Source organism: Paenibacillus sp. FSL R5-0527, assembly GCF_038008055.1.
Classification (GTDB): domain Bacteria; phylum Bacillota; class Bacilli; order Paenibacillales; family Paenibacillaceae; genus Fontibacillus; species Fontibacillus macerans.
On sequence record NZ_JBBOYI010000001.1, the window covers coordinates 4,183,181 to 4,202,911 of the forward strand.

The 19,731-nt window shown below is 50.6% G+C and carries 12 protein-coding genes; 11 read left to right on the forward strand and 1 reads right to left on the reverse strand.

Annotated features, from left to right (window positions below):
- The first annotated feature begins 191 nt into the window (after positions 1 to 191).
- From trxA to NYE69_RS18410, 10 genes are all read left to right on the forward strand, one after another.
- Positions 192 to 500: a thioredoxin gene (trxA, locus tag NYE69_RS18365; protein WP_326045330.1), complete on the forward strand. Its 309-nt coding sequence runs from the start codon at positions 192 to 194 to the stop codon at positions 498 to 500.
- Positions 501 to 524: 24 nt separating this feature from the next.
- Positions 525 to 1,937, forward strand: coding sequence for a DHA2 family efflux MFS transporter permease subunit (locus tag NYE69_RS18370; RefSeq protein ID WP_340927334.1), 1,413 nt, complete (start codon positions 525 to 527; stop codon positions 1,935 to 1,937).
- Positions 1,938 to 2,040: 103 nt separating this feature from the next.
- Positions 2,041 to 2,442 carry an Rrf2 family transcriptional regulator gene (locus tag NYE69_RS18375; protein ID WP_155620619.1) on the forward strand — a complete coding sequence of 134 codons (402 nt, stop codon included), beginning with the start codon at positions 2,041 to 2,043 and terminating at the stop codon, positions 2,440 to 2,442.
- A 79-nt stretch (positions 2,443 to 2,521) separates the two neighbouring features.
- On the forward strand, positions 2,522 to 3,418 hold the full coding sequence (locus NYE69_RS18380) for a class I SAM-dependent methyltransferase (RefSeq protein ID WP_326045332.1): 897 nt from the start codon (positions 2,522 to 2,524) through the stop codon (positions 3,416 to 3,418).
- A gap of 214 nt (positions 3,419 to 3,632) precedes the next feature.
- Positions 3,633 to 6,719, forward strand: a complete 3,087-nt coding sequence (locus NYE69_RS18385) for a hybrid sensor histidine kinase/response regulator (RefSeq protein WP_340927338.1) — start codon at positions 3,633 to 3,635, stop codon at positions 6,717 to 6,719.
- A 369-nt stretch (positions 6,720 to 7,088) separates the two neighbouring features.
- Positions 7,089 to 9,005 (forward strand): threonine--tRNA ligase, encoded by a 1,917-nt coding sequence (gene thrS, locus NYE69_RS18390; RefSeq protein ID WP_326045334.1) that lies wholly within the window; start codon positions 7,089 to 7,091, stop codon positions 9,003 to 9,005.
- A 21-nt stretch (positions 9,006 to 9,026) separates the two neighbouring features.
- The gene (locus NYE69_RS18395) at positions 9,027 to 9,182 is read left to right on the forward strand and encodes an Rrf2 family transcriptional regulator (RefSeq protein ID WP_326045366.1); all 156 of its coding nucleotides are present in this window, start codon (positions 9,027 to 9,029) and stop codon (positions 9,180 to 9,182) included.
- A gap of 698 nt (positions 9,183 to 9,880) precedes the next feature.
- Positions 9,881 to 10,807, forward strand: coding sequence for a dockerin (locus NYE69_RS18400; RefSeq protein WP_326045335.1), 927 nt, complete (start codon positions 9,881 to 9,883; stop codon positions 10,805 to 10,807).
- A gap of 410 nt (positions 10,808 to 11,217) precedes the next feature.
- Entirely contained in the window at positions 11,218 to 17,619 is a 6,402-nt protein-coding gene (locus NYE69_RS18405; protein ID WP_340927340.1) for a DUF7601 domain-containing protein, read from the forward strand.
- Between the two features lie 20 nt (positions 17,620 to 17,639).
- Positions 17,640 to 18,419, forward strand: a complete 780-nt coding sequence (locus NYE69_RS18410; RefSeq protein WP_326045337.1) for a class B sortase — start codon at positions 17,640 to 17,642, stop codon at positions 18,417 to 18,419.
- 101 nt (positions 18,420 to 18,520) lie between these two features.
- On the opposite strand, the gene NYE69_RS18415 is transcribed toward NYE69_RS18410, so the two are convergent.
- Positions 18,521 to 19,375 (reverse strand): aminoglycoside 6-adenylyltransferase, encoded by an 855-nt coding sequence (locus tag NYE69_RS18415; RefSeq protein ID WP_326045338.1) that lies wholly within the window; start codon positions 19,373 to 19,375, stop codon positions 18,521 to 18,523.
- A gap of 183 nt (positions 19,376 to 19,558) precedes the next feature.
- Between NYE69_RS18415 and NYE69_RS18420 the strand changes: the two genes are divergently transcribed.
- Complete coding sequence (locus NYE69_RS18420; RefSeq protein ID WP_326045339.1) at positions 19,559 to 19,717, forward strand: hypothetical protein; 159 nt, start codon at positions 19,559 to 19,561, stop codon at positions 19,715 to 19,717.
- The last annotated feature ends 14 nt before the right edge of the window (positions 19,718 to 19,731 follow it).

Below are 19,731 nucleotides of genomic sequence, written 5' to 3' on the forward strand. Positions count from 1 at the left end.
GCCGCCGCTCGCGGACGGCGTGGATAAAGAAGCTATTTTTGTGTTGACAAAAGGATCTATCAGATATATTGTAGATATATAAAGTCGGTAATAGATTGCGAAAATGTTGCATGGGTAGCAGGAGTAATTTTTTTTCGCAATATTACAGACATAAAATATCTATAATATATATATTCGAAAGGATGATCATGATGGCTATTAAGCACGCTACGGATTCAACTTTTAAGGAAATGGTGCAAACGGAGGGGGTAACCGTTGTGAATTTTTGGGCTGCTTGGTGTGGTCCGTGCAAGATGTTTGCACCTATTTTGGAGGAGTTTGCAAGGGAAGCAAGCGGTTCAGTTAAAGTGGTCAAAGTGAATGTGGACGAAAATCCGGTGACTTCTTCGCAATTTCAGATCATGAGCATACCGACCACCCTGATCTTCAAAGACGGGAAGCTCATTAATAAAGAAGTGGGCATCTTGCCCAAAGGTGTCTTACAACAGCTCACTGCATAATAAACAGAAGGTGATGATTGCATTATGAAGGGCAGAAAAACCGGATTGATCATTGCCTCGCTGATCGTCGCGAATTTTATGGCACAACTGATGCAAACGATGCTTAATACGGCGCTGCCGCAAATGATGCAGGACCTCGGGATCAGCGCCAATAGAGCGCAATGGTTGATTACCGTCTACTTACTTGTCACAGGTATTACGATACCTGTGACTGGTTTTTTAATCCGAAGTTATACAACAAGAACCCTGTTTTTCGTCTCCGTCGGAGCGTTCACAACAGGGACGCTGCTAGCCGGATTTTCCTCTGATTTTTCCTTTATCCTGGCTGGACGCGCTATTCAGGGAGTGGGCACCGGCCTATTGGTACCGCTGTTTATGAATACGATGATCTTGGTGTTCCCAAAAGAAAAAATCGGTGCTGCGATGGGACTGGCCAGTCTCATTGTAGGACTCGCTCCGGCGCTTGGCCCGACGATATCCGGTTTGGTTGTTCAACATCATTCCTGGAGAGTTTTGTTTTATGGGGTTGCGCCTATTACGATCGCCAACTTGGTTGTCGCCTATTTTTGTTTGAAAAATGTGGGAGAAATCGAAAAAGCGAAGTTGGACTGCAGGTCGATCCTTTATTCTACTTTGGGATTCGGCGGCTTGTTGTACGGATTCAGCATCGTTGGCGAACAGGGAGTAAGCGCCCGTCTCTCATGGTCCATTATTGCGGTTGGGCTCTTCATGGTGTTTTTGTTTGTGAAGCGCCAATTTAAGCTGGCCGTGCCTTTGCTTGATTTCAACGTGTTTCGGTATCCGCGATTTACTTATCCTTCAATCATCGGCGTAATTCTGTATATCGTCATGGCTGGGGCGGAACTGCTGCTGCCGATTTATGCCCAGAATGTCAGAGGGCTGATGCCGAGAGAGTCGGGGCTCCTGCTTTTTCCGGGCGCTTTGCTTATGGGCTTGTTCGGATGGCTATCGGGAAAAATTTACGACCGTTTTGGCCTTCGTCTGTTGATTCGGGCCGGTTTTCTCTTTATAGTTGCCGTTACCTTGCTTCTAACGCTCACGTTAACGGTACATATGTCCTATAGTTTATTGGTCGTTATTTATGCCCTCCTTATGGCCGGGATGGGCTTTATGTTGACACCGATCACCGCTTTTGCCGTCGCGAGTCTTCCCGGTTCCATTAGTACGTATGCTTCGCCGATGACGACGGCGATCCGTTTCTTGGGCATGTCCATGGGCGGGGCCTTGCTGATCACCATGATGACTTTTACTGCAGATGCCAGCCTGGCCGTTTTTCCTGTAAATATGCTAGAAGGGATTCATGCAGCGTTTTGGGCGCTAACTGCGGCGGCTGCGGTTGGTTTTTTTCTTACCTTCTTCATCCCGTTTGCTTCAGTTCAGCCGCAAGTACCGGAGAGCCGTCAGGCATCGTATTAACTTAGAGCTCGTCCATGTCCAATCATGATCATTAGCCTTGACATCACTCCATATAAAAGTTATTTTGGATAAATAAAGTCCTTGATTGAGGTGACACAATGCGATGAAGTTTTCCAAAGCGACGAACTATGCCCTTCATACCATGCTTTTTCTTGCCGCAGCCACTCCGGATAAGTTGATCGGCGTGCAGCAATTGGCGGAGCGGCAGGACGTTTCGCCGACGTATTTGTCCAAAATACTGACCAAGCTGGTCAAGGCGGGAATGATTGAATCCACTTCAGGTGCTCACGGAGGGTACAGGTTAAAGCGGAACTGGGAAGAAATTTCGTTCCTGGATATAATTCATGCCATTGAAGGCACGGCCTCCTTGTTCGAATGCGAACTGAACCATGGACCGGAATGTCTGATTCAGCAGGTGATGGTCTCGGCCGAAAAGCAGATGGAGGATTATTTAAGAAACCAAAAAATGTCCGAGCTTGCCAAAAAAATAACGGTTGTTCTGTAAGGAACGACTGTTTTTTTTGGATTTATTATAGATATGAAAAGTCTTTAAAATCCATTAATAGATGAAGGGGATATGGGACATGACGAACGATTTTTTTAATGAAGCCGCTTGGGAGCAAGCGTGGAAGGAAGATATGCATACCGCGGTGAACAAGATGAAAAACGCCGGAATCGATCCGGTCCGCACGTTTGACGATAAGGCAAAGTCATTCAACGAGCAAGCGTTTAGCGAGGAAGGCAGACAAAGAGCGAGGCGGATTATGAATTGGCTGGAAGGGCAGGGCGTAACCTTCAAAGACAACTCCATTCTGGATATTGGAGCAGCCTCGGGCGGATTTACGGTGCCGTTTGCGGAGCGAGGGGCCCGTGTTACCTCTGTGGAGCCTAATCTGCCATTGAGGGAGTTGCTGTGCGAAAATATTACGGGAATGACGGACGGGAAGGTGGATGTTGTAGCCGAGCCGTTCGAAAATATCGATATTGGGGCCAAAGGTTGGGAGAAAGCCTTTGATTTCGTATTCGTCTCCATGTGTCCGGTGATCGTGGATTGGGAGAGTGTGGAGAAGGTGCTGAGCTGCGCGCGAAAATTCTGCTACATCAGTATGACCGCCGGTTCCAGAGAACACAGTCTGGTGAACGAGATTTGGCCGCTGGTTACGGATCAGCCCATGAAAAACGAACATTTGGAGATGGCCTATTTGCTTCATTTACTCTATCTCAAAGGCTATTCTTATGAGTCGCTCGTAACCAAGGAACTGAAAACGACGGAGGTCTCCAGAGAAGCTGCGCTCCAGGAAGTGATGGACTGGCTGAAAATGTTCAATTTGCCTGTGGACGACCGGTCCCGGAACATTGTCGCGGGTTATTTGGAACGGACTTATCCGGCGGACAAGGTGGAAATCCGGCAGGGCGGCCGCTTTGGCAAGGTGCTGATTCGCTTGCGGGATCAGAATATGTACAGCAGGGAGCGTCCATAAACCGGCGGGGGAAAAGCCAGCTGCGGAATCGGGAGAACATGCCCGGCGTCCGTTAGGGATAGGCTGACGTAAGGCCTTTATTATTTGTCTATTATGGACCAATAGGTCCTTAAAAAGGATATATAAGTTCCGCAGCCATGTGCTGAAGATCGCCGGATTGTACTCGTGAGAAAGTACGGAGGAATTTCTTCGATTTTGTCGAATCTTTATCTTTATGATGAAAAGAAGAAAAATCGCGGCCATCGTCGGCTTGTTTTTACTCGCCTTGACCTTGGTCCGCCTTGCTTGGATTAACGTACAGACGACTTCGACACTCGTCGAAGCCGAAGAAGGGGTTTTGGATCTGCGCGATTGGGACCCCTCTTCCAAACCGATACTTTCCCTCATCGGGCAATGGGAATTTTATCCGTCGCAGCTGGTGACGCCCCGTCCGGACGGTGCGTTCGATTCGGAAGGAAGCGTCGCCAAAACGGCAACGGTCCCCGGAAGCTGGCAGCGGGATTTTACTCCGCCGCGCAGGTCGACCTTCGGATACGGGACGTATCGGCTGCGTGTTCTTATGCCGACCGAAAGCTTGGCGAAATTGGCCATTCGTGTGCCGAGACTTTCCTCATCCTCGGCATTGTATGTGAACGGGCGGTTGCTGGGCGGATCCGGCTATCCGGCGGACAGCGCTTCATCCTACACGGCGGGCAATGTGCCTTATTCCGTCACCTTCACCGCCGATCGCGGCGTTCTGGATATCGTGCTGCAAACGGCCAATTACGACGACCGCGTCATGGGCGGCCTGACGGAGCCGATCAAGCTCGGAACGGCCGTGGCGATAAACCGTGCTTATTGGTTCTCCGCCGGATCGCAAGCGGCCATGTGCCTGCTGATGATCATGCATGCCCTATACGCTTTCGTCCTTTATTTCATCGGCGCCCGGCAGAAGCCGCTTCTGATTTTCTCCCTGCTGGCGATTTTCGGGGCGGCCGCCATCTCGGTAGACCAAGACCGGATTTTGTCCGCTTGGTTTGGGCTCGATTACGAATCTGCTCATAAGGTTTACTATCTATCCTATTTAGGCACGGCCGCGCTGCTGCTGCAATATATAAGAGGCTTGCTGCCGGAGTTCCCGATCCTTCGCCATTCCCGCTGGCACTTGGCCGCATGCGTTGTCTTTGGGGGGCTCGTTTTGGCGCTGCCGGCCAGGCTGTACACCTATGCCGATGGGCTGCATACGGCGCTGATGCTGGTTTCGTTCATAACCGCCCCGATTTTCCTCTACCTGGCGGTACGGAGAGGCGCTCCGGACGCGATCTATATGCTGCTCGGGGTGGTGGCGATCGCGGGGAATGTAGTTTGGGGAATCGCGAGTTACTCGTTTTTTCTCGATATCGGCTATTATCCTTTCGATATGCTGGCTTTGTTTACCGCTTTTGCATTGTACTGGTTTAGGCAGTATTTCCGCAATGCCGCCGAGACGGCCAGACTGGCGGAACGGTTGCAGGCGGCCGATAAGCTCAAGGACGAGTTCCTGGTCCATACCTCGCATGAGCTGCGGAATCCGCTTCACGGTATTTTGAATATGGCCCAGACCGTGCTTGACAGCGGCGGACGAGTGGATGAGGAGATCAATCGGGAGCGCTTGAAACTGCTCGTTTCGGTGGGCAAGCGCATGTCCTTCCTCTTGAGTGACCTAATCGATCTGACACGGCTGCGGGAGAATCGCATCCGGCTGAATCGGGTCCCTCTCCGGCTGCAAGCGGAGGCCGCCGGCGTGCTGGACATGGTCCGGTTCATGACGGATGGAAAGCCGATCAGGCTCGAGAACCGGATTCCGGATTCGCTGCCGCCGGTACTGGCGGATGAGAACCGGCTGGTGCAAATCTTGTTCAACCTTTTGCATAATGCGGTTAAATTTACGAACGAGGGGCGAGTTGCGGTCGAAGCGGAGGCTGCCGGCGGCAGGGTGGTGATCGGCGTTTCGGATACCGGGATCGGTATGGACGGGGCGACGGTGAGCCGGATCTTCCAGCCTTACGAACAAGGCGCGGCGCAGGCGGAGACGAACGCGGCGGGATTTGGGCTGGGCCTTACGATCACCAAGCGCCTGGTGGAGCTTCATGGCGGAGAGCTGACGGTCAGTTCGGCGCCGAACGCCGGTTCTGTGTTCCGGTTTACTTTGCCCATGGCGGAACCGGGTGAGGCCGGACCGGCGGCGAATGCGGCCGCCGCAAGCAGGCCGGTCGAAGACGCCGGGGTTCTTACCTTCGTCGAAACGGTCGCCGCTCCCGTGCGCGAAGACCGGCCTCGCATTCTCGCCGTCGACGACGATCCGGTGAATCTGCGCGTTCTGACGAATGCGCTGGCCCCGGATCAATACGAAATCGTGACGGCAACAAGCGGCTCCGAGGCATTATCGTTGCTGAATGCGGGAGCGTGGGATTTGGTCGTCGCGGACGTGATGATGCCGGAAATGTCCGGCTACGAGGTCGCCCGGACCGTCCGTTCTCTTTTTTCCCATTCCGAGCTGCCGATTTTGCTGCTCACGGCCCGCTATCGGACGGAGGATATTGAAGCGGGCTTCCGCGCAGGGGCCAACGACTACCTCGTTAAGCCTGTCGACTCCCACGAGCTGAGAGCGCGGGTAAAGGCGCTTACGGATGTCGCCCGGGCCGCGCGCGAGCAATCGCGCTTGGAAGCGGCATGGCTGCAGGCGCAAATTCAGCCGCATTTTCTGTTTAATACGCTGAATTCTTTGGCCGCGCTTGTCGAAGTCGACATTGACCGCATGCGAAGCCTGCTGCTTGCATTTGGGGATTACCTGCGGGCCAGCTTCGACTTTGCCAACCTGGAACGGTTGGTTCCGCTGCGGAAAGAATTGGAGCTGGTGCGAGCTTATCTGTACATTGAGCAAGAGCGGTTTGGAGACCGCGTTCAGGTGGAGTGGGAGGCGGACGAATGTCTTGAGCTGCAAGTTCCTCCGCTTTCCGTTCAGCCATTGGTGGAAAATGCTGTCCGGCACGGCGTGCTTAGCCGTACTCAGGGAGGCACGGTCCGGATTCGGATGCTCGACTTGGGGGACCGTGTGGAAATATCCATTGAGGATGACGGCGTAGGCATAGAACAAGGCGCGCTGCAGAGGAGTCTTCACCAGGGGGAGGAGCCCGTTGGAAAACCGGGCGTCGGCCTGGCCAACACCGATCGCCGCTTGAAGCAATTGTTCGGGAAAGGCCTGCAAATTCAAGGCTCTCCCGGGCAGGGAACGGTTGTCTCCTTTACCGTCCCCAAAGAAAGCGGCAGACGCGTTAGATGAGTTGGGGGCTTAAAAGTAAGACTTGACACGCCTCACCCCCATACCTATAATTGGAACTACCAAAAGCGATGATTAAGGACATGAATCTTTAGCGGGAATCGCCCAGAGAGAGAGGACCAGGCTGAAATCCTCTTCGCTGAACCTAAGGATTTACCACCTTGCAGCTGCGATATGGAAATCAGGAGTCTAGTCTATCCCGAGAGTAAACTTCGCCGGGAGTTCCCGTTACAGAAACCAATCAAGGATTCGCTGCTGCCCAGCGTCTAGCGGATCGAATTAGGGTGGAACCACGAGCGCGCTCGTCCCTTGCGGACGGGTGCTTTTTTTGCGTTCAAAATAAAATTTCAGTTTAAGAATGGAGGAGTCCCCATGGGTATTAAAGTAACGTTACCCGATGGCGCGATCCGGGAATACAATCCCGGCGCGACAATTGAGCAGGTGGCGGAGTCGATAAGCGCAAACTTGAAAAAAGAGGCCGTGGCCGGAAAAATCAATGGTCAGCTGGTCGATTTGCATCGGCCGATTGACGAGGACAGCCGAGTTGAAATTGTTACGTATGGCAGCAAAGAGGGCTTGGAGGTGTATCGTCACAGCACTGCCCATTTAATGGCCCAAGCGATTAAGCGCGTGTATGGGAATGAGGCTGTCAAACTCGGAATCGGCCCGGTGATCGAAGATGGATTTTATTATGATATCGACACGGAGCAGCCGTTCTCCAGCGAAGACTTGATCGCGATCGAACAAGAAATGGAGCAGATTATTCAAGAGGACCTGCCGATCATCAGGCACGTCGTGAGCCGCCAGGATGCCATGAACATGTTCGATGCGCTTGGGGAACCGCTCAAACTGGAGCTGATTCGCGATTTGCCCGCGGACGCCGTCATCACTGTATATCGTCAGGGCGAGTTTGCCGATCTTTGCCGGGGACCGCATCTTCCTTCCACGGGCCGGATCAAAGCGTTCAAACTGATGAGTGTGGCCGGAGCTTACTGGCGCGGGGACGTCAATAATAAGATGCTGCAACGGATTTACGGAACCTCATTCCCGAAAAAAGGGCAGCTTGATGAACATTTGCGGCTGCTGGAAGAAGCGAAAAAGCGGGACCACCGGAAGCTGGGTAAAGAGCTGGGTTTGTTCATGTTTTCCGAGGAAGCCCCGGGGATGCCGTTTTATTTACCCAAAGGGATGGTCATTCGGACAGAACTGGAAAATTTCTCGCGCGAGCTTCAGATCAAGCAGGATTATGAAGAAGTCCGTACTCCGCTGATGATGAATCAGCGTTTATGGGAGCAATCCGGGCACTGGGATCATTACCATGAAAATATGTACTTTACAGAGGTGGACGAAACGAAATTTGCGCTGAAACCGATGAATTGTCCGGGCCATATGCTTATTTTCAAAAACAACTTGCATTCCTACCGCGAGCTTCCGATTCGGATTTCCGAGCTCGGACAGGTCCATCGCCATGAGTTTTCGGGCGCTTTGAACGGGATGATGCGCGTGCGGACTTTTTGCCAGGATGATGCCCACATCTTTGTCCGGCCCGATCAGATTGAAGATGAGATCGGACGCGTTATCGAATTGATCGACAAAGCTTATGAAGTTTTCGGTTTCGAGTACAAAATCGAGCTTTCCACCCGTCCGGAAAAATCACTGGGTTCCGAAGAGCTTTGGAATCAGGCGGAGGACGCGCTTCGAAACGTGCTGGACCGCAGGTCTATCGAATACCGGATTAATGAGGGCGACGGGGCTTTTTACGGGCCGAAAATCGATTTTCACATCCTCGACGCGCTGAAACGGAGCTGGCAATGCGGGACCATTCAAGTCGATTTCCAAATGCCCGAAAAGTTCGAGTTATCCTACATCGGCGAGGATAACCGGAAATATCGTCCTGTCGTCATTCACCGTGCGGTTTACGGTTCCATTGACCGTTTTATCGGGATTTTAACCGAGCATTACAGCGGAGCGTTTCCGGTATGGCTGGCGCCCGTTCAGGTGAAGCTGTTGCCGGTATCGGATCACTATCTCGGTTATGCGCTGCAAGTGAAGAACGCGCTTGCGGGTGCCGGTATACGCGCCCAGGTCGACGGACGTAATGAAAAGCTGGGGTACAAAATCCGCGAAGCCCAGCTGGAGAAGGTTCCTTATATGTTTGTGCTCGGTGACAGCGAAGCAACCTCCGGTACAGTGGCCGTCAGAAAACGCGGCGAAGGCGATCTGGGCATGTCAAGCATTCAGGAGATCATTGCCCGGATCGCTGAAGAAGTGCGCGAGAAAAATAATTGAAAAACTTTTTATCCCAAGGTCATTTCCGAGCAATTGAACATTCCCGTGCCGACCACGGTCAAAGTGATTCGGAACTTGAGCAATGCCAAGCTTACGGTGACCAAAGAGGGGGCAAAAGGCGGCATTATGCTGGCCAAAGCCTTTAACGGAATCACTTTAGAACAGCGAAATCTTTGACTTCGAACTGACCCGCGAGGACAGGGAAAAGATCGCCGGGCTCGATACGAGAAAAAGATATGCGATCAGCCCGAGCGGTTATATCATCCATACGTTATACAATAAGCTGATGAAAATGTTTATATAAAAATATGACTCAACCTGATAATCAGTACTTGACAGTCTAGTCGCCAACCGATCGTGGCAATGCCTGAAGGGCTTGAAACCTTGAGGACAGGGAAGGCCGGTGGGTTGGTCGGCAGATCAACATCCGTTGTCCGGACGCTTTGCACGATTATCCCCTTTGATCAGTTAGCAGAGAAGAAGATACATTCCCCGAATCAATATTTTACGAACATCCGTTCCGTTTATTTCATTAAACCAAACGTACGTCCCCTTATCAAGCCAAAAATCTCACCTGAACCGCCTCATTTTTTCCCCTCTTTTTTGTTTTTTCTTCTCTCTTTTTTTGGAACCCTGCTCTAGCCCCCACCCCCTGTTCCCTGAAAGAAGGGGATAATCGTGCAAAGGCAAGCAGCAGGCAGGGACACCAAGACACGAAGCTAGAAATATTTTTATAAAAAGGTATAAAAGCACCTACCTTTATATTCTATTATATGTTAAATAATAGAATAAGAACCATCAATATCAAGTGAAGGGGGATAGCTATTTCAAGTCGGTAAATCTATCACTTTTGAAAAAGAAAGGATGATTTGATGATGTCCACACAGCGAAAATGGTTGGTAGCTCTTCTGTCCGCAATGTTGACGGTCTCCCTGACCGGAACCGCCACGGCCTTGGCCGAGACGCCGCAGAGTTCGGCGATCACGCAAAGCGAAGCGTCTATCCAAGCCTCATTGTCCGACATGCCTGCGTCATTGAGACCTTCCATTGAATGGGTCTACAAGAACCGCATGTTGAAGGAAAATTCCGTAGGCCGCAAAAATTTGATTTTTGACCAAATCTTTGCCGGCAAGGGAACGATCAATTATGTGGTGCGTTGGCAGTCGGCCAAAAATTTGACGCTTCAGCAGCGTCAGGATATCGAAAGAATGCTGGGACGCCAGTTGAACAACTGGACAAAACATCTTAAGGGGTATGACGGATGGCCGTATGGTGATATCCCGGTTAAAGTGGTAGGCTGGGCTGTTGCCAATCCCGCGCAAATTCTTAACAAACAACCAAATGAAATCGTTTACACGCAAACGATTGTGGATGAGCTTAGCAAAACCGACCCGCGCATTCCGGCGGCTCTACCCGTTGCTCCCAGCGCGTTGTCCCGGTTCGATCACTTTACCGACCCGAATTATGCATATCCCGGAGGATTGGACAAACGGTTTGACATGTATTTGTGGGGCACGACCAATTTTGGCGGCGGCGCCGGAGGCGACTGGGGCCAGCGTATGTCGGACGATTATATTTTGAGCACGCTCAACAACAACGAGATTCAGATTACGGAGCACGAGATCGGCCACGGTTTCGGCATGCCGGACTTCTATGGAGAAAATGACCGTCCGCCGGGAGGGTTCCCGGTGCCGACGATTATGTGGGCGGGCAACTCGTCGAAGATCACGGATTGGGATGTATGGCTGCTTCGCTATACCTGGAGCCAGCTCAAGCAGGACTCGCAACGGTTCCGCATGTAAAGAAGTGAATCATAACGCCGATCATTAAGGCAAAGGGCTGGTCCATCATGACACATGGACCGGTCTTTCCCGCAAACGCGCTTGTCCCATGCGGACAGGCGCTCTTTTTGTGTTCTATGGATGAATATTTCATTCCGCGTGCCGTTTAATAACATCGAATTATGTCTATTCTTTGTCGAGATTTTGTCGAGTTTGCAGTGATATGTTGGAAATACGCACTGTGTGGGATTGGCACATTCTTCCACATATACAGTGTGTAATAGCAAAGATGCTCGAAGGAGGGGAGACGACTAAGCATTGATCAGCGTCCCGCACACCCGCGGCCCTTATTCGGTCATCTGAAAGGGCATAGGTTTCGACGACGCGAAAGGGGTGCTGGGGCAAGCAAATATCGTAAGGAGAGCTTTGACATGAAACGAAGAGGTCGTGTAAGAACATCTTTATTATCTTTCTGCATGGCGATAGTGATCGCCTTGCAGTCAGTGATGTTCTCTGCTGCAGCTTATGCGGAGAACGCGTCAGATGGTTTCGGGACAGCGGCCGAACCGTCGTCGGTATCTGAGGCGGAGTACGCTTCGCCGGACGAACCGTCAGTACCTGAGGCGGTGTACGATGTACCGAACAATTTCTTAGTGATGGCGGTAGCCCCGACGGACAAAACGGCGGTGTTTATGGAAGCTAATTCAACCTTTCCGCTGAAGGTGACGCAGGGAACTGACATTGCCCCAGGCGGCACCATCCAGGGCAGACAGCCATTCACGCTCAAATCGGAAGGTCTCAAGGTGCCGGTGAAGGGTGATTATGCAAATACGCCGGATGAGAATGACACTACCAAGTATATTCAGAAGGGCGACTCGATCGAGCTGAAAAGGGATCCCCACTTCAAGGAAGTAGTTTTGCCAACAGCTACTAAATCCTTGATGGCAAAAACTGATGTTGGTCTGAAACAACTTGGCACCGCCTATTTCACCCCGGATAGCATCAAGATTGTATTTAATGGCGACGATTGGTTTTTCAATGGTGTTGGAGTAGCAGTTACCTTCAGTTTTGAAACAACTGCTAATTCGGATTTGCAAGGCATGGACTACGGCGATACAAAGCCTATCTCGATTTTCGGGGGAGCGTACGAGCTAAAGAACCCGGATGTTACGCCGGCATATAGTATCACGTTGACTTCGCCGGGAATGGTCAAGTGGGACCAGTGGAGCTATCGCGGAATTCAACCCGCACAATTTGTTGAGGGTGCTGTTACCTGGCAGTCAACCGTCTCTGCTTTCGATAAGTTTGATACAGCAATAAAGCTGCCGCTCGACGGGAAGAAGTTTTTTACGGACCCTGCATCTTACAATACTGGCAATGGCAATGTCCGTGGTATCTATGTGCCTGGTTCCTTCAAGGTCAACGACATAGCGGTAGAGCCGGATATCGACGCCGATGGTAAGCTGAGCTATATCTTCCCGCCGGGTACCGGTATAGCTCCAAAGGTTGAGTTTAAGACGTGGATTCCCAAGGAAGCTTACTATTACGAGTACAAGAATCCACCGGGGAATCTTGGTCGCAGCTATCGGGACATGAACGGCATAGTGAGATTAAAAGAGAGCGATGACACTGTTTTAGTGAGTGCAGGTCAAGAGATTTCCTTTGCTCCAGACTGGATTCAGTCCGAAGGCTTGCTGGACCACGAGAATCAGATCATCACATGGATCACCGATGTCAATAGTAAGTACAGCAAGAAGGGACTAAAAAACTTTACCATCACAGATGTGCTGCCCGCAGGCCTTAAGTGGGAGTCAGCGACATATCAGACATGGGAGGACGGTCTTGCATCTGAATCAAAATCGATTGAACCGGATGCAAACGGTGTTTACTCCTTCGGGGATATCAATGGACGCGTCCAACTGGTGATTAGGTCCAAAATTATAAGCGGGTCCGACTTCACCAATGTACCACGCGCCAACTGGGATTTGGAGACCCAGGACGCAAACGGAAACGCCATACAGAACAATGATGTGAAAACCGGTACCAGACCCAACGCGGTAACCGACGAGGCGAGAATCATCGTCGGGGCGCACACTTTTACAAAAACAGGCTCAATCTCGATGGAGGATTTCAACCTAGGCGGCATCACGTGGACTGTTAGTCTAACGCCACAATATGCCCTGCCAAATGCGGCGGTATACGATGTGCTGGTGCATGGTGGAGATTTGAACGTCTTGGACAACGCTAAGGATGAAACCGGCGAGGTGAGCAAGGAAACAATTGCCAAAATCAAAGCAAATGTTAATTCTGCGCAGCTTTGGAAGAAGTATGATGATGGAACTTTGAAGGGTACAACCGGCTTGACCATGAAGGCTATTCCTTTAACCGTGAACGGTAAAGTGGTGGCGGATTTGATCAAGGTGACCGGATATACCACCGATCAAGCTACATCCTTCAGCTTCCGTGCACTTGAGACCAACCCGGACATCCTCTTCAGGCAGGATATTAACACAGAGAAGACACGCTGGAATCGTGCTTTGCTCTTTGACGGCGAAACCGTAAAAGCGGCGGAAAACTGGATAAATCTTCATGTGCGTATGCTGAACAAGGATATGCTTACGGCATCCTATCCGATTAAGAAGGACGGGACGGCTGACACATGGTATACCCCGAACGACGTTAGCCGCTATATCGGTTATGACAGCTCATCAAGCGGCGACGAATACACCTTGGCTGGTTATGACCGGACAACCAAGACGGTTACCTTTCGTCTTGGCGTCAATATGCCAGGCTACAACACGGTCGAGATGGCGAAAGATGGCGGAAGTCGGGTCATCACCAATGTGAAGCTGGTGGATACCTTACCAGAGGGCTGGGAATTCGTTCCTTTTGAAGATGGAAAGGACTATGTGCTTTATAAGGGTTATTCGGACAATGGCGGCGGTACCGGCTATGGGGTTCGCAACAATGCTGTGTCAGTCATCGGGCCGAACGACCCTGCTCATGTGGTGAGTTTCTCCCATAGCGGCAACGAAGGCACCTTCACTTTCTCCAAGTTGGAAAGCCCTTATGTCATTTTGGTGAAGGCAAGACCTTCCAATGTGGCTCTGGAGAAATATTTGAAGGAATACACCACCAACGGCACAGACAAGCAGGTTCTGTATAACAAAGCCGACCTGCATATGACATGGGGCGGAGTGGAGAAGGTCCTCACCGAACAGCGCAAAGTTATTGTACCTATTCAAACCCTGGGCAAATCGGTAACGAAGCCAGTTCCAGGGGTGCTCGAATGGACAGTGAACTATACGCCTCCATTTAACATGAAGCAGGACGTTTACCTTCAGGATACCCTGGGTGCAGGCATGAATCTGCGTTATGAAGAAAACGGAAAGCTTGTGCTGACAACGCCTAGTATGGCAGTCTATCCTGCTAAACTGACGGCCAGCGGTGCTCTAGAACATGAGGGCGCAGCACTGGACTTAAGCGACCCGAATGCTGAAGTTCAGGTAGAAGCTGCACCAGGCGCAGGAGGCACCACAGTTCTAAAATTCAAAATGAACAACCCTAATAAGTTTTACCAATTTGTGTACCAAACAGAGGTTGACCCATCTAAAGCGAAAGCCGGAGACAAAATGGGCAACGAGGTAAAACTGGAGGGCGATGACAATCTGAAATCTGTCAGTGCCCGAAGCGAAAGCACGCTGGACAGTTCAGACGTAGCTGGCAGCTCAAGCTCCAATGCCCTGCTGCCCCTGAAAAAGGTAGATCCCAATGGCAATCCGCTAAAAAACGTAGAGTTTACGCTATATAAGAAAGACGATGGAACTCAAATCGCCAAAGGAAAAACCGGGGATGATGGCAAGCTCAATCTGCTATTCCCAAATCCGGGGTATTATGAGCTGAAGGAAACCTATATTGATACCAATACATGGCTGCCAACTACAAGAATTTATCAAGTATATGTAGGAAATACGCCAGGAAAGCCCATCTGGGTAGACGGCGTGACAGTAACCTCTGACAATCCGCTGGTCGTGCCTACGCCGGCGCAAGGAAAGCTGACCATCAGCAATAAGGTGGAAGGCAACGGCAGCGATCCTACTAAGGAATTTGAATACACCGTGACCTTCACCGGTGAAGGCAAAGATGGAGAGTATACCTATAAGAAGCCGGATAATACGTTTGGCACGATCAAGAGCGGAGACAAGATTACCCTTAAGCACGGGGAATCCGTGACGCTCCCGGCACTGCCAGCGGGTCTGGCCTATACCGTCACCGAGGCCGATTATACAACCATTGACGGTTACACGACTGAGCCGGAGACGAGAGAATATTCCGGCACAATTGCGGATAAAGACGACCACAAGGCGGATTTCGTGAACAAGCGATACGTTCACAATCTGACCGTTAGCAATACCGTCACGGGGATCGGCGCAGAGGCGGACAAGCCGTTTAAGTACACGGTAACCTTTGACGGTACAGGTAAGGGTCAAACCTACAACTATGAGCATTCAGACGGTAAGACGGTCAAGACGGGCACGATCACTTCTGGTGGTACCTTCGAGCTCAAGCATGGTGAGACCTTTAAAATTAAAGAGCTTCCCGACAACTTGAAGTATACGATCACCCAGGACGGCTACAAGAACGACGGCTACGCGACCACCCCTGAGACATTGGTTGATGAGGGCGTCATGGCGGGCGCCGATCGCAAGGCGGACTTCATCAATGAACGGACCGTCAACAAGCTGACAATCAGCAATACGGTCATGGGCAACGGCGGCGACAAGACGAAAGAGTTCGAGTACACCGTCATTTTTGAGGATACAGGCAAGGATGGAAGCTATTCTTACTTGAAGTCGGGCGGCGGCACAGGTACGATCAAGTCCCGCGATACCTTCAAGCTCAAGGATGGAGAGACACTGGATATTTTGGGCCTGCCTAAGGATCTGAAATACACAGTTACCCAGAAGGACTACACAGCCGATGAATACGTGACCATTCCTGAGGAACGGGATTATTCCGGAGTCATGGAGGGCAAAGATGAAGATGCCCCGTTCACGAACGTGCGAGTCTTGAAGGGTGGCCTGATCGTCAGCAACACGGTTAATGGCAAGGACGACGACAAGAAGAAGCCGTTCACGTACACAGTCATCTTCACAGGCGAGGGAGCGAACGAATCCTACGCCTATGAGAAGTCGGACGGCAGCAAGGGCACGATCACGAGCGGGGACACCTTCGAGCTTACCGATGGCCAGACACTTGTTATAGAAGGACTTCCGACGTATCTCAAGTATTCGGTGACCCAGGATGATTATTCGAAGGACGGCTATGTGACGGATCCTGAGAGTCTCGAACGCACAGGCACCATTCCGGAGAAAACAGTGGCAGAAGCAAAATTTGTCAATACCCGCCCTTATCTGGAAGGTGTGTTGCGTGACAACAACACAGGAGAAATCATTCCGAATGCGGAAATCATTGTGACTAACAAGAAGACCAACGAAACGCAGAAGATCCGGACGGATGAGAAAGGTGAATACTTCGTTCCTGCCGAGGCGGATACCGACTATACGATCACGTATACGAAGATGTATCAGGTAGGCGGAAAGGACGTTCCAGTCGAGTTCACGCAAAAAGCAAATGTGGACGGCAGCGTGAAGGACGAGACCGTTCCGGCCGACATTACGGCGGTAGGGATCGTTTTATTCAAGCAACTGAATGGAACAACTGAGTTATTCAACGAGTCGTTTACCAGCAATATGCGTATCTATTTAAAGGACAAGAACAACAAGTATATTGAGGAAAACGGCAAGCCCAAGGCGTTTCCGATGGCTTCGAACGGAACTTTCTCCGTGGAAGGGCTAAGCGAGCAGAAGTACACCATGGAAGTTCGCTATCAAGCCGAGACCGGCGAGGAACTGCTCATCAAAGTGACACAGCTGGACGTAAAGGCAGACGGAGAGCTGAATATCTCCGAGGCATTGGTCGACCCTTACGGTACGGTTTATGATAAAACGACAGGAGATGCCATCACCGGCAAGAAAATTGAGGGAGCCAAAGTTACATTGTATTATGCGAATACGCAACGGAATGTAGAAAAAGGGCGCACTCCGGATACGAAAGTAACGCTCCCTCCGTTTCCGAATTTTCCGCCGCACGACAACGCGAGCCCGGAGCAGGATAGCGATGCAAATGGCTTCTATGCGTTCATGGTGTTTCCTGAAGCGGATTACTATCTGATCGTAACGAAGGACGGATACGAGACGTACAGGAGCGATACGATTTCTGTCGATTTTGACGTTATACATCACGACGTACCGATGAAGCCGATTAGTTCCGGCGGCGGTGGCGGTAGTGGCGGCGGTGGCGGCGGCGGAACTGGACCCGAGCCAGAGCCTGAACCGGGCAAGCCCCAGCCGCAAAATCCTGTGCCTGGCAACGGCGATAGTAGAAGCGACAATGACGTTGATGTAGCTGACAACGTCAACACTCCTGTTGACAACAGCAACACCGAAACCGGCAACGTCAACATCCCAACCGACGACGGCAACGTCGACATTCCGACCGACAATAGCAACACCGAAGTCGGAAATGTCGACATTCCGGCCGACAACAGCAAACCCGAAGTCGGCAACGTCGACATTCCGAGCGACAACGGCAAACCCGAAGTCGGCAGCGTCGACATTCCAACCGACAACGTCAACAACGAACTGGACGATGTTCCGCAAACCGGGGATAACAGCGTACCGCCAATCTTCTATATGGCTTTGGCACTGATGTCCTTGATTACGATCGGACTTTGTCTGCTCGGCAGCAAGAAGAAAAAGCACATCCAGTAAACCGGAAAGGCGGTAAGAAAATGAGTAAAACCAAAAAAATTCTTATCGCCGTTTCCTTCCTTCTGTTGGTATTTTCTCTCTTCGAAATGGCGAGAACTTTCCTGCAGGATTACGCAGAACGGCAGAAAATTGTAGAGTTGACAAAAGTTTGGGATGAAAAGTCGGGCAAAGACGGAGGGGAGGCACTCCCCTCCTCTTTGATCATGAAGGCGGGCAAGCCGGTCATGCTTCCCGAATTTCGCGAGCTTTACGAGAGGAACCCGGACATCGTCGGATGGCTGAAGATCGACGGCACCCGAATTGAGTACCCGGTCATGCAGAATCCACAAGATGCGCAGTTCTATCTCAATCATGATTTCGATAAAAAGAAAAACAAAGGCGGCCTCCCATTTTTGGACGCTCACAGCCGGATCAACGGTTCGGGCATTCTGCTGATTCATGGACATCACATGAAAAGCGGCTGGATGTTTAAAGATTTGGTGAAGTACAAGAAAGAAAGCTTTTATAAGGAGCATGCAACGTTCCAGTTTAATACGCTTTACGAAAAGGAAGAGTATGAGATTATTGCTGTAATTCTGTCAAAAGTTTATCGTAAATCGGACGACGTTTTTAAGTACTATCAGATTGACAACGTAAGTACGCCCGCCGAGTTCGATTCGTATGTACAGAACATCAAAAAACTCGCTCTTTACGACACCGGCGTGACAGCCCGCTATAGCGACAAGCTTATTGTACTGTCGACGTGCGAGTACTCGACCGACAACGGCCGGTTGGCGGTGGTCGCCCGAAAGCGTAAATGACGATATATGCAACAACCGCTGTCGGCTATGCTGCTGACGGCGGTTGTTTTTTTGAATCAAGGTTAGATTGGCGTTTGTTTATTGCGCTACATTATGCTAAGTCACGTCTCCATCTGTTGCACCCGCTTCAAGTATGCGGTGACGTTTCTGTCATCATCAAGCGGATACTCGTAATTCAACTGTTCCGCAACCTCTTTCGCCGTGCCGCGAAATAAATCCAATGCGGTGAACAAGGCGTGCCAGACTGCATCGTATGTTCCCTGCGGATAAGTGGACATCAATGCCAGCCAGCTCTGCTTCGGCAGGTATTTTTCCAAATACTTGCCGTTTTTTCCCGTGCTAAGAGAGAAACCGGTGTCCAGGCCAACTTTCCACTCCAGCATTTTGATCAGCATGGGTCTCACACATATGTTCAAGTGGTCCATTGCGTAAGTCATTTCTCGTCTCCACAAGCCTTTGGCCACATAGGTGGAAACCCACCAAAATTCGTTGCAGCAATCTGCGTAAAGTGCGGCTGACGGACGCTTCACCCAGTAATCTTGATCGGTTGGTTCCGGGAGATGGGGTAGAGCGCGATCCTTATCCAGCAGGACTATGGATAGTTTGTCCCCGTTATTCCAATTTGCTTTTTTCTCGACAGGACAAAGGGTAAGATCGATCCGGTTGCCATCCGAGAACAGCATAAGATAAGAGTAGTTCCCATCCAATTCAGGCGGAAGCAGCTTCATGTCTTCCGGCGTTTGCATGATGATCCGGCTTCCGAAGCAGTCCACCCAATCATTATCCCCGATAAAAGAATTCATGTCCGTAACCAAAAACACAATATCGTAATCCTTAAATCTGTCTTTCGGCGCGTTCGGATTCGTTCGTGATCCGTTCATCCCAACCGCACGGACCCGGTCATCATTTTTTGCGTAGTCCAAAATCATTTGCATCATTTCTTGTTCGCTTCTCATCCTGAACCCAGCCTCCCGTTTTTTTATTTGGATGTTGTTAGTTAATAAGGAGGGCGGGCCGCGGATTCGATAGAAATAAAGCGCTCTCCTGAAAAAACGTTACAATTTATCCAACTGCTTTTTCATAAGTTGCTGCCTATTTATGATATGATTTTCTTAAATCATTTTGTTGGAGGAAATAATATGAAACAGCTGTTGGTTTCCGAACTGGATGAATTTTTAAATTTTGTCAGGTCATTGGACAGTTTAAACGATCAAGTTTGGTTTTCGCCAATCAGTGAGGGGAAATGGAGCATCCATGATCAGCATCATATGAAACAGATCAAGGATTTTTTGGATTAGACGATCCCGCACCC

Bases quoted from the DNA above. Each gene is read 5' to 3' on its own strand.
- NYE69_RS18375 (WP_155620619.1), top strand. From the start codon at position 2,041: ATGAAGTTTTCCAAAGCGACGAACTATGCCCTTCATACCATGCTTTTT.
- NYE69_RS18410 (WP_326045337.1), top strand. From the start codon at position 17,640: ATGAGTAAAACCAAAAAAATTCTTATCGCCGTTTCCTTCCTTCTGTTG.
- NYE69_RS18380 (WP_326045332.1), top strand. From the start codon at position 2,522: ATGACGAACGATTTTTTTAATGAAGCCGCTTGGGAGCAAGCGTGGAAG.
- NYE69_RS18370 (WP_340927334.1), top strand. From the start codon at position 525: ATGAAGGGCAGAAAAACCGGATTGATCATTGCCTCGCTGATCGTCGCG.
- trxA (WP_326045330.1), top strand. From the start codon at position 192: ATGGCTATTAAGCACGCTACGGATTCAACTTTTAAGGAAATGGTGCAA.
- thrS (WP_326045334.1), top strand. From the start codon at position 7,089: ATGGGTATTAAAGTAACGTTACCCGATGGCGCGATCCGGGAATACAAT.
- NYE69_RS18385 (WP_340927338.1), top strand. From the start codon at position 3,633: ATGATGAAAAGAAGAAAAATCGCGGCCATCGTCGGCTTGTTTTTACTC.
- NYE69_RS18415 (WP_326045338.1), bottom strand. From the start codon at position 19,375: ATGAGAAGCGAACAAGAAATGATGCAAATGATTTTGGACTACGCAAAA.
- NYE69_RS18420 (WP_326045339.1), top strand. From the start codon at position 19,559: ATGAAACAGCTGTTGGTTTCCGAACTGGATGAATTTTTAAATTTTGTC.
- NYE69_RS18405 (WP_340927340.1), top strand. From the start codon at position 11,218: ATGAAACGAAGAGGTCGTGTAAGAACATCTTTATTATCTTTCTGCATG.
- NYE69_RS18400 (WP_326045335.1), top strand. From the start codon at position 9,881: ATGTCCACACAGCGAAAATGGTTGGTAGCTCTTCTGTCCGCAATGTTG.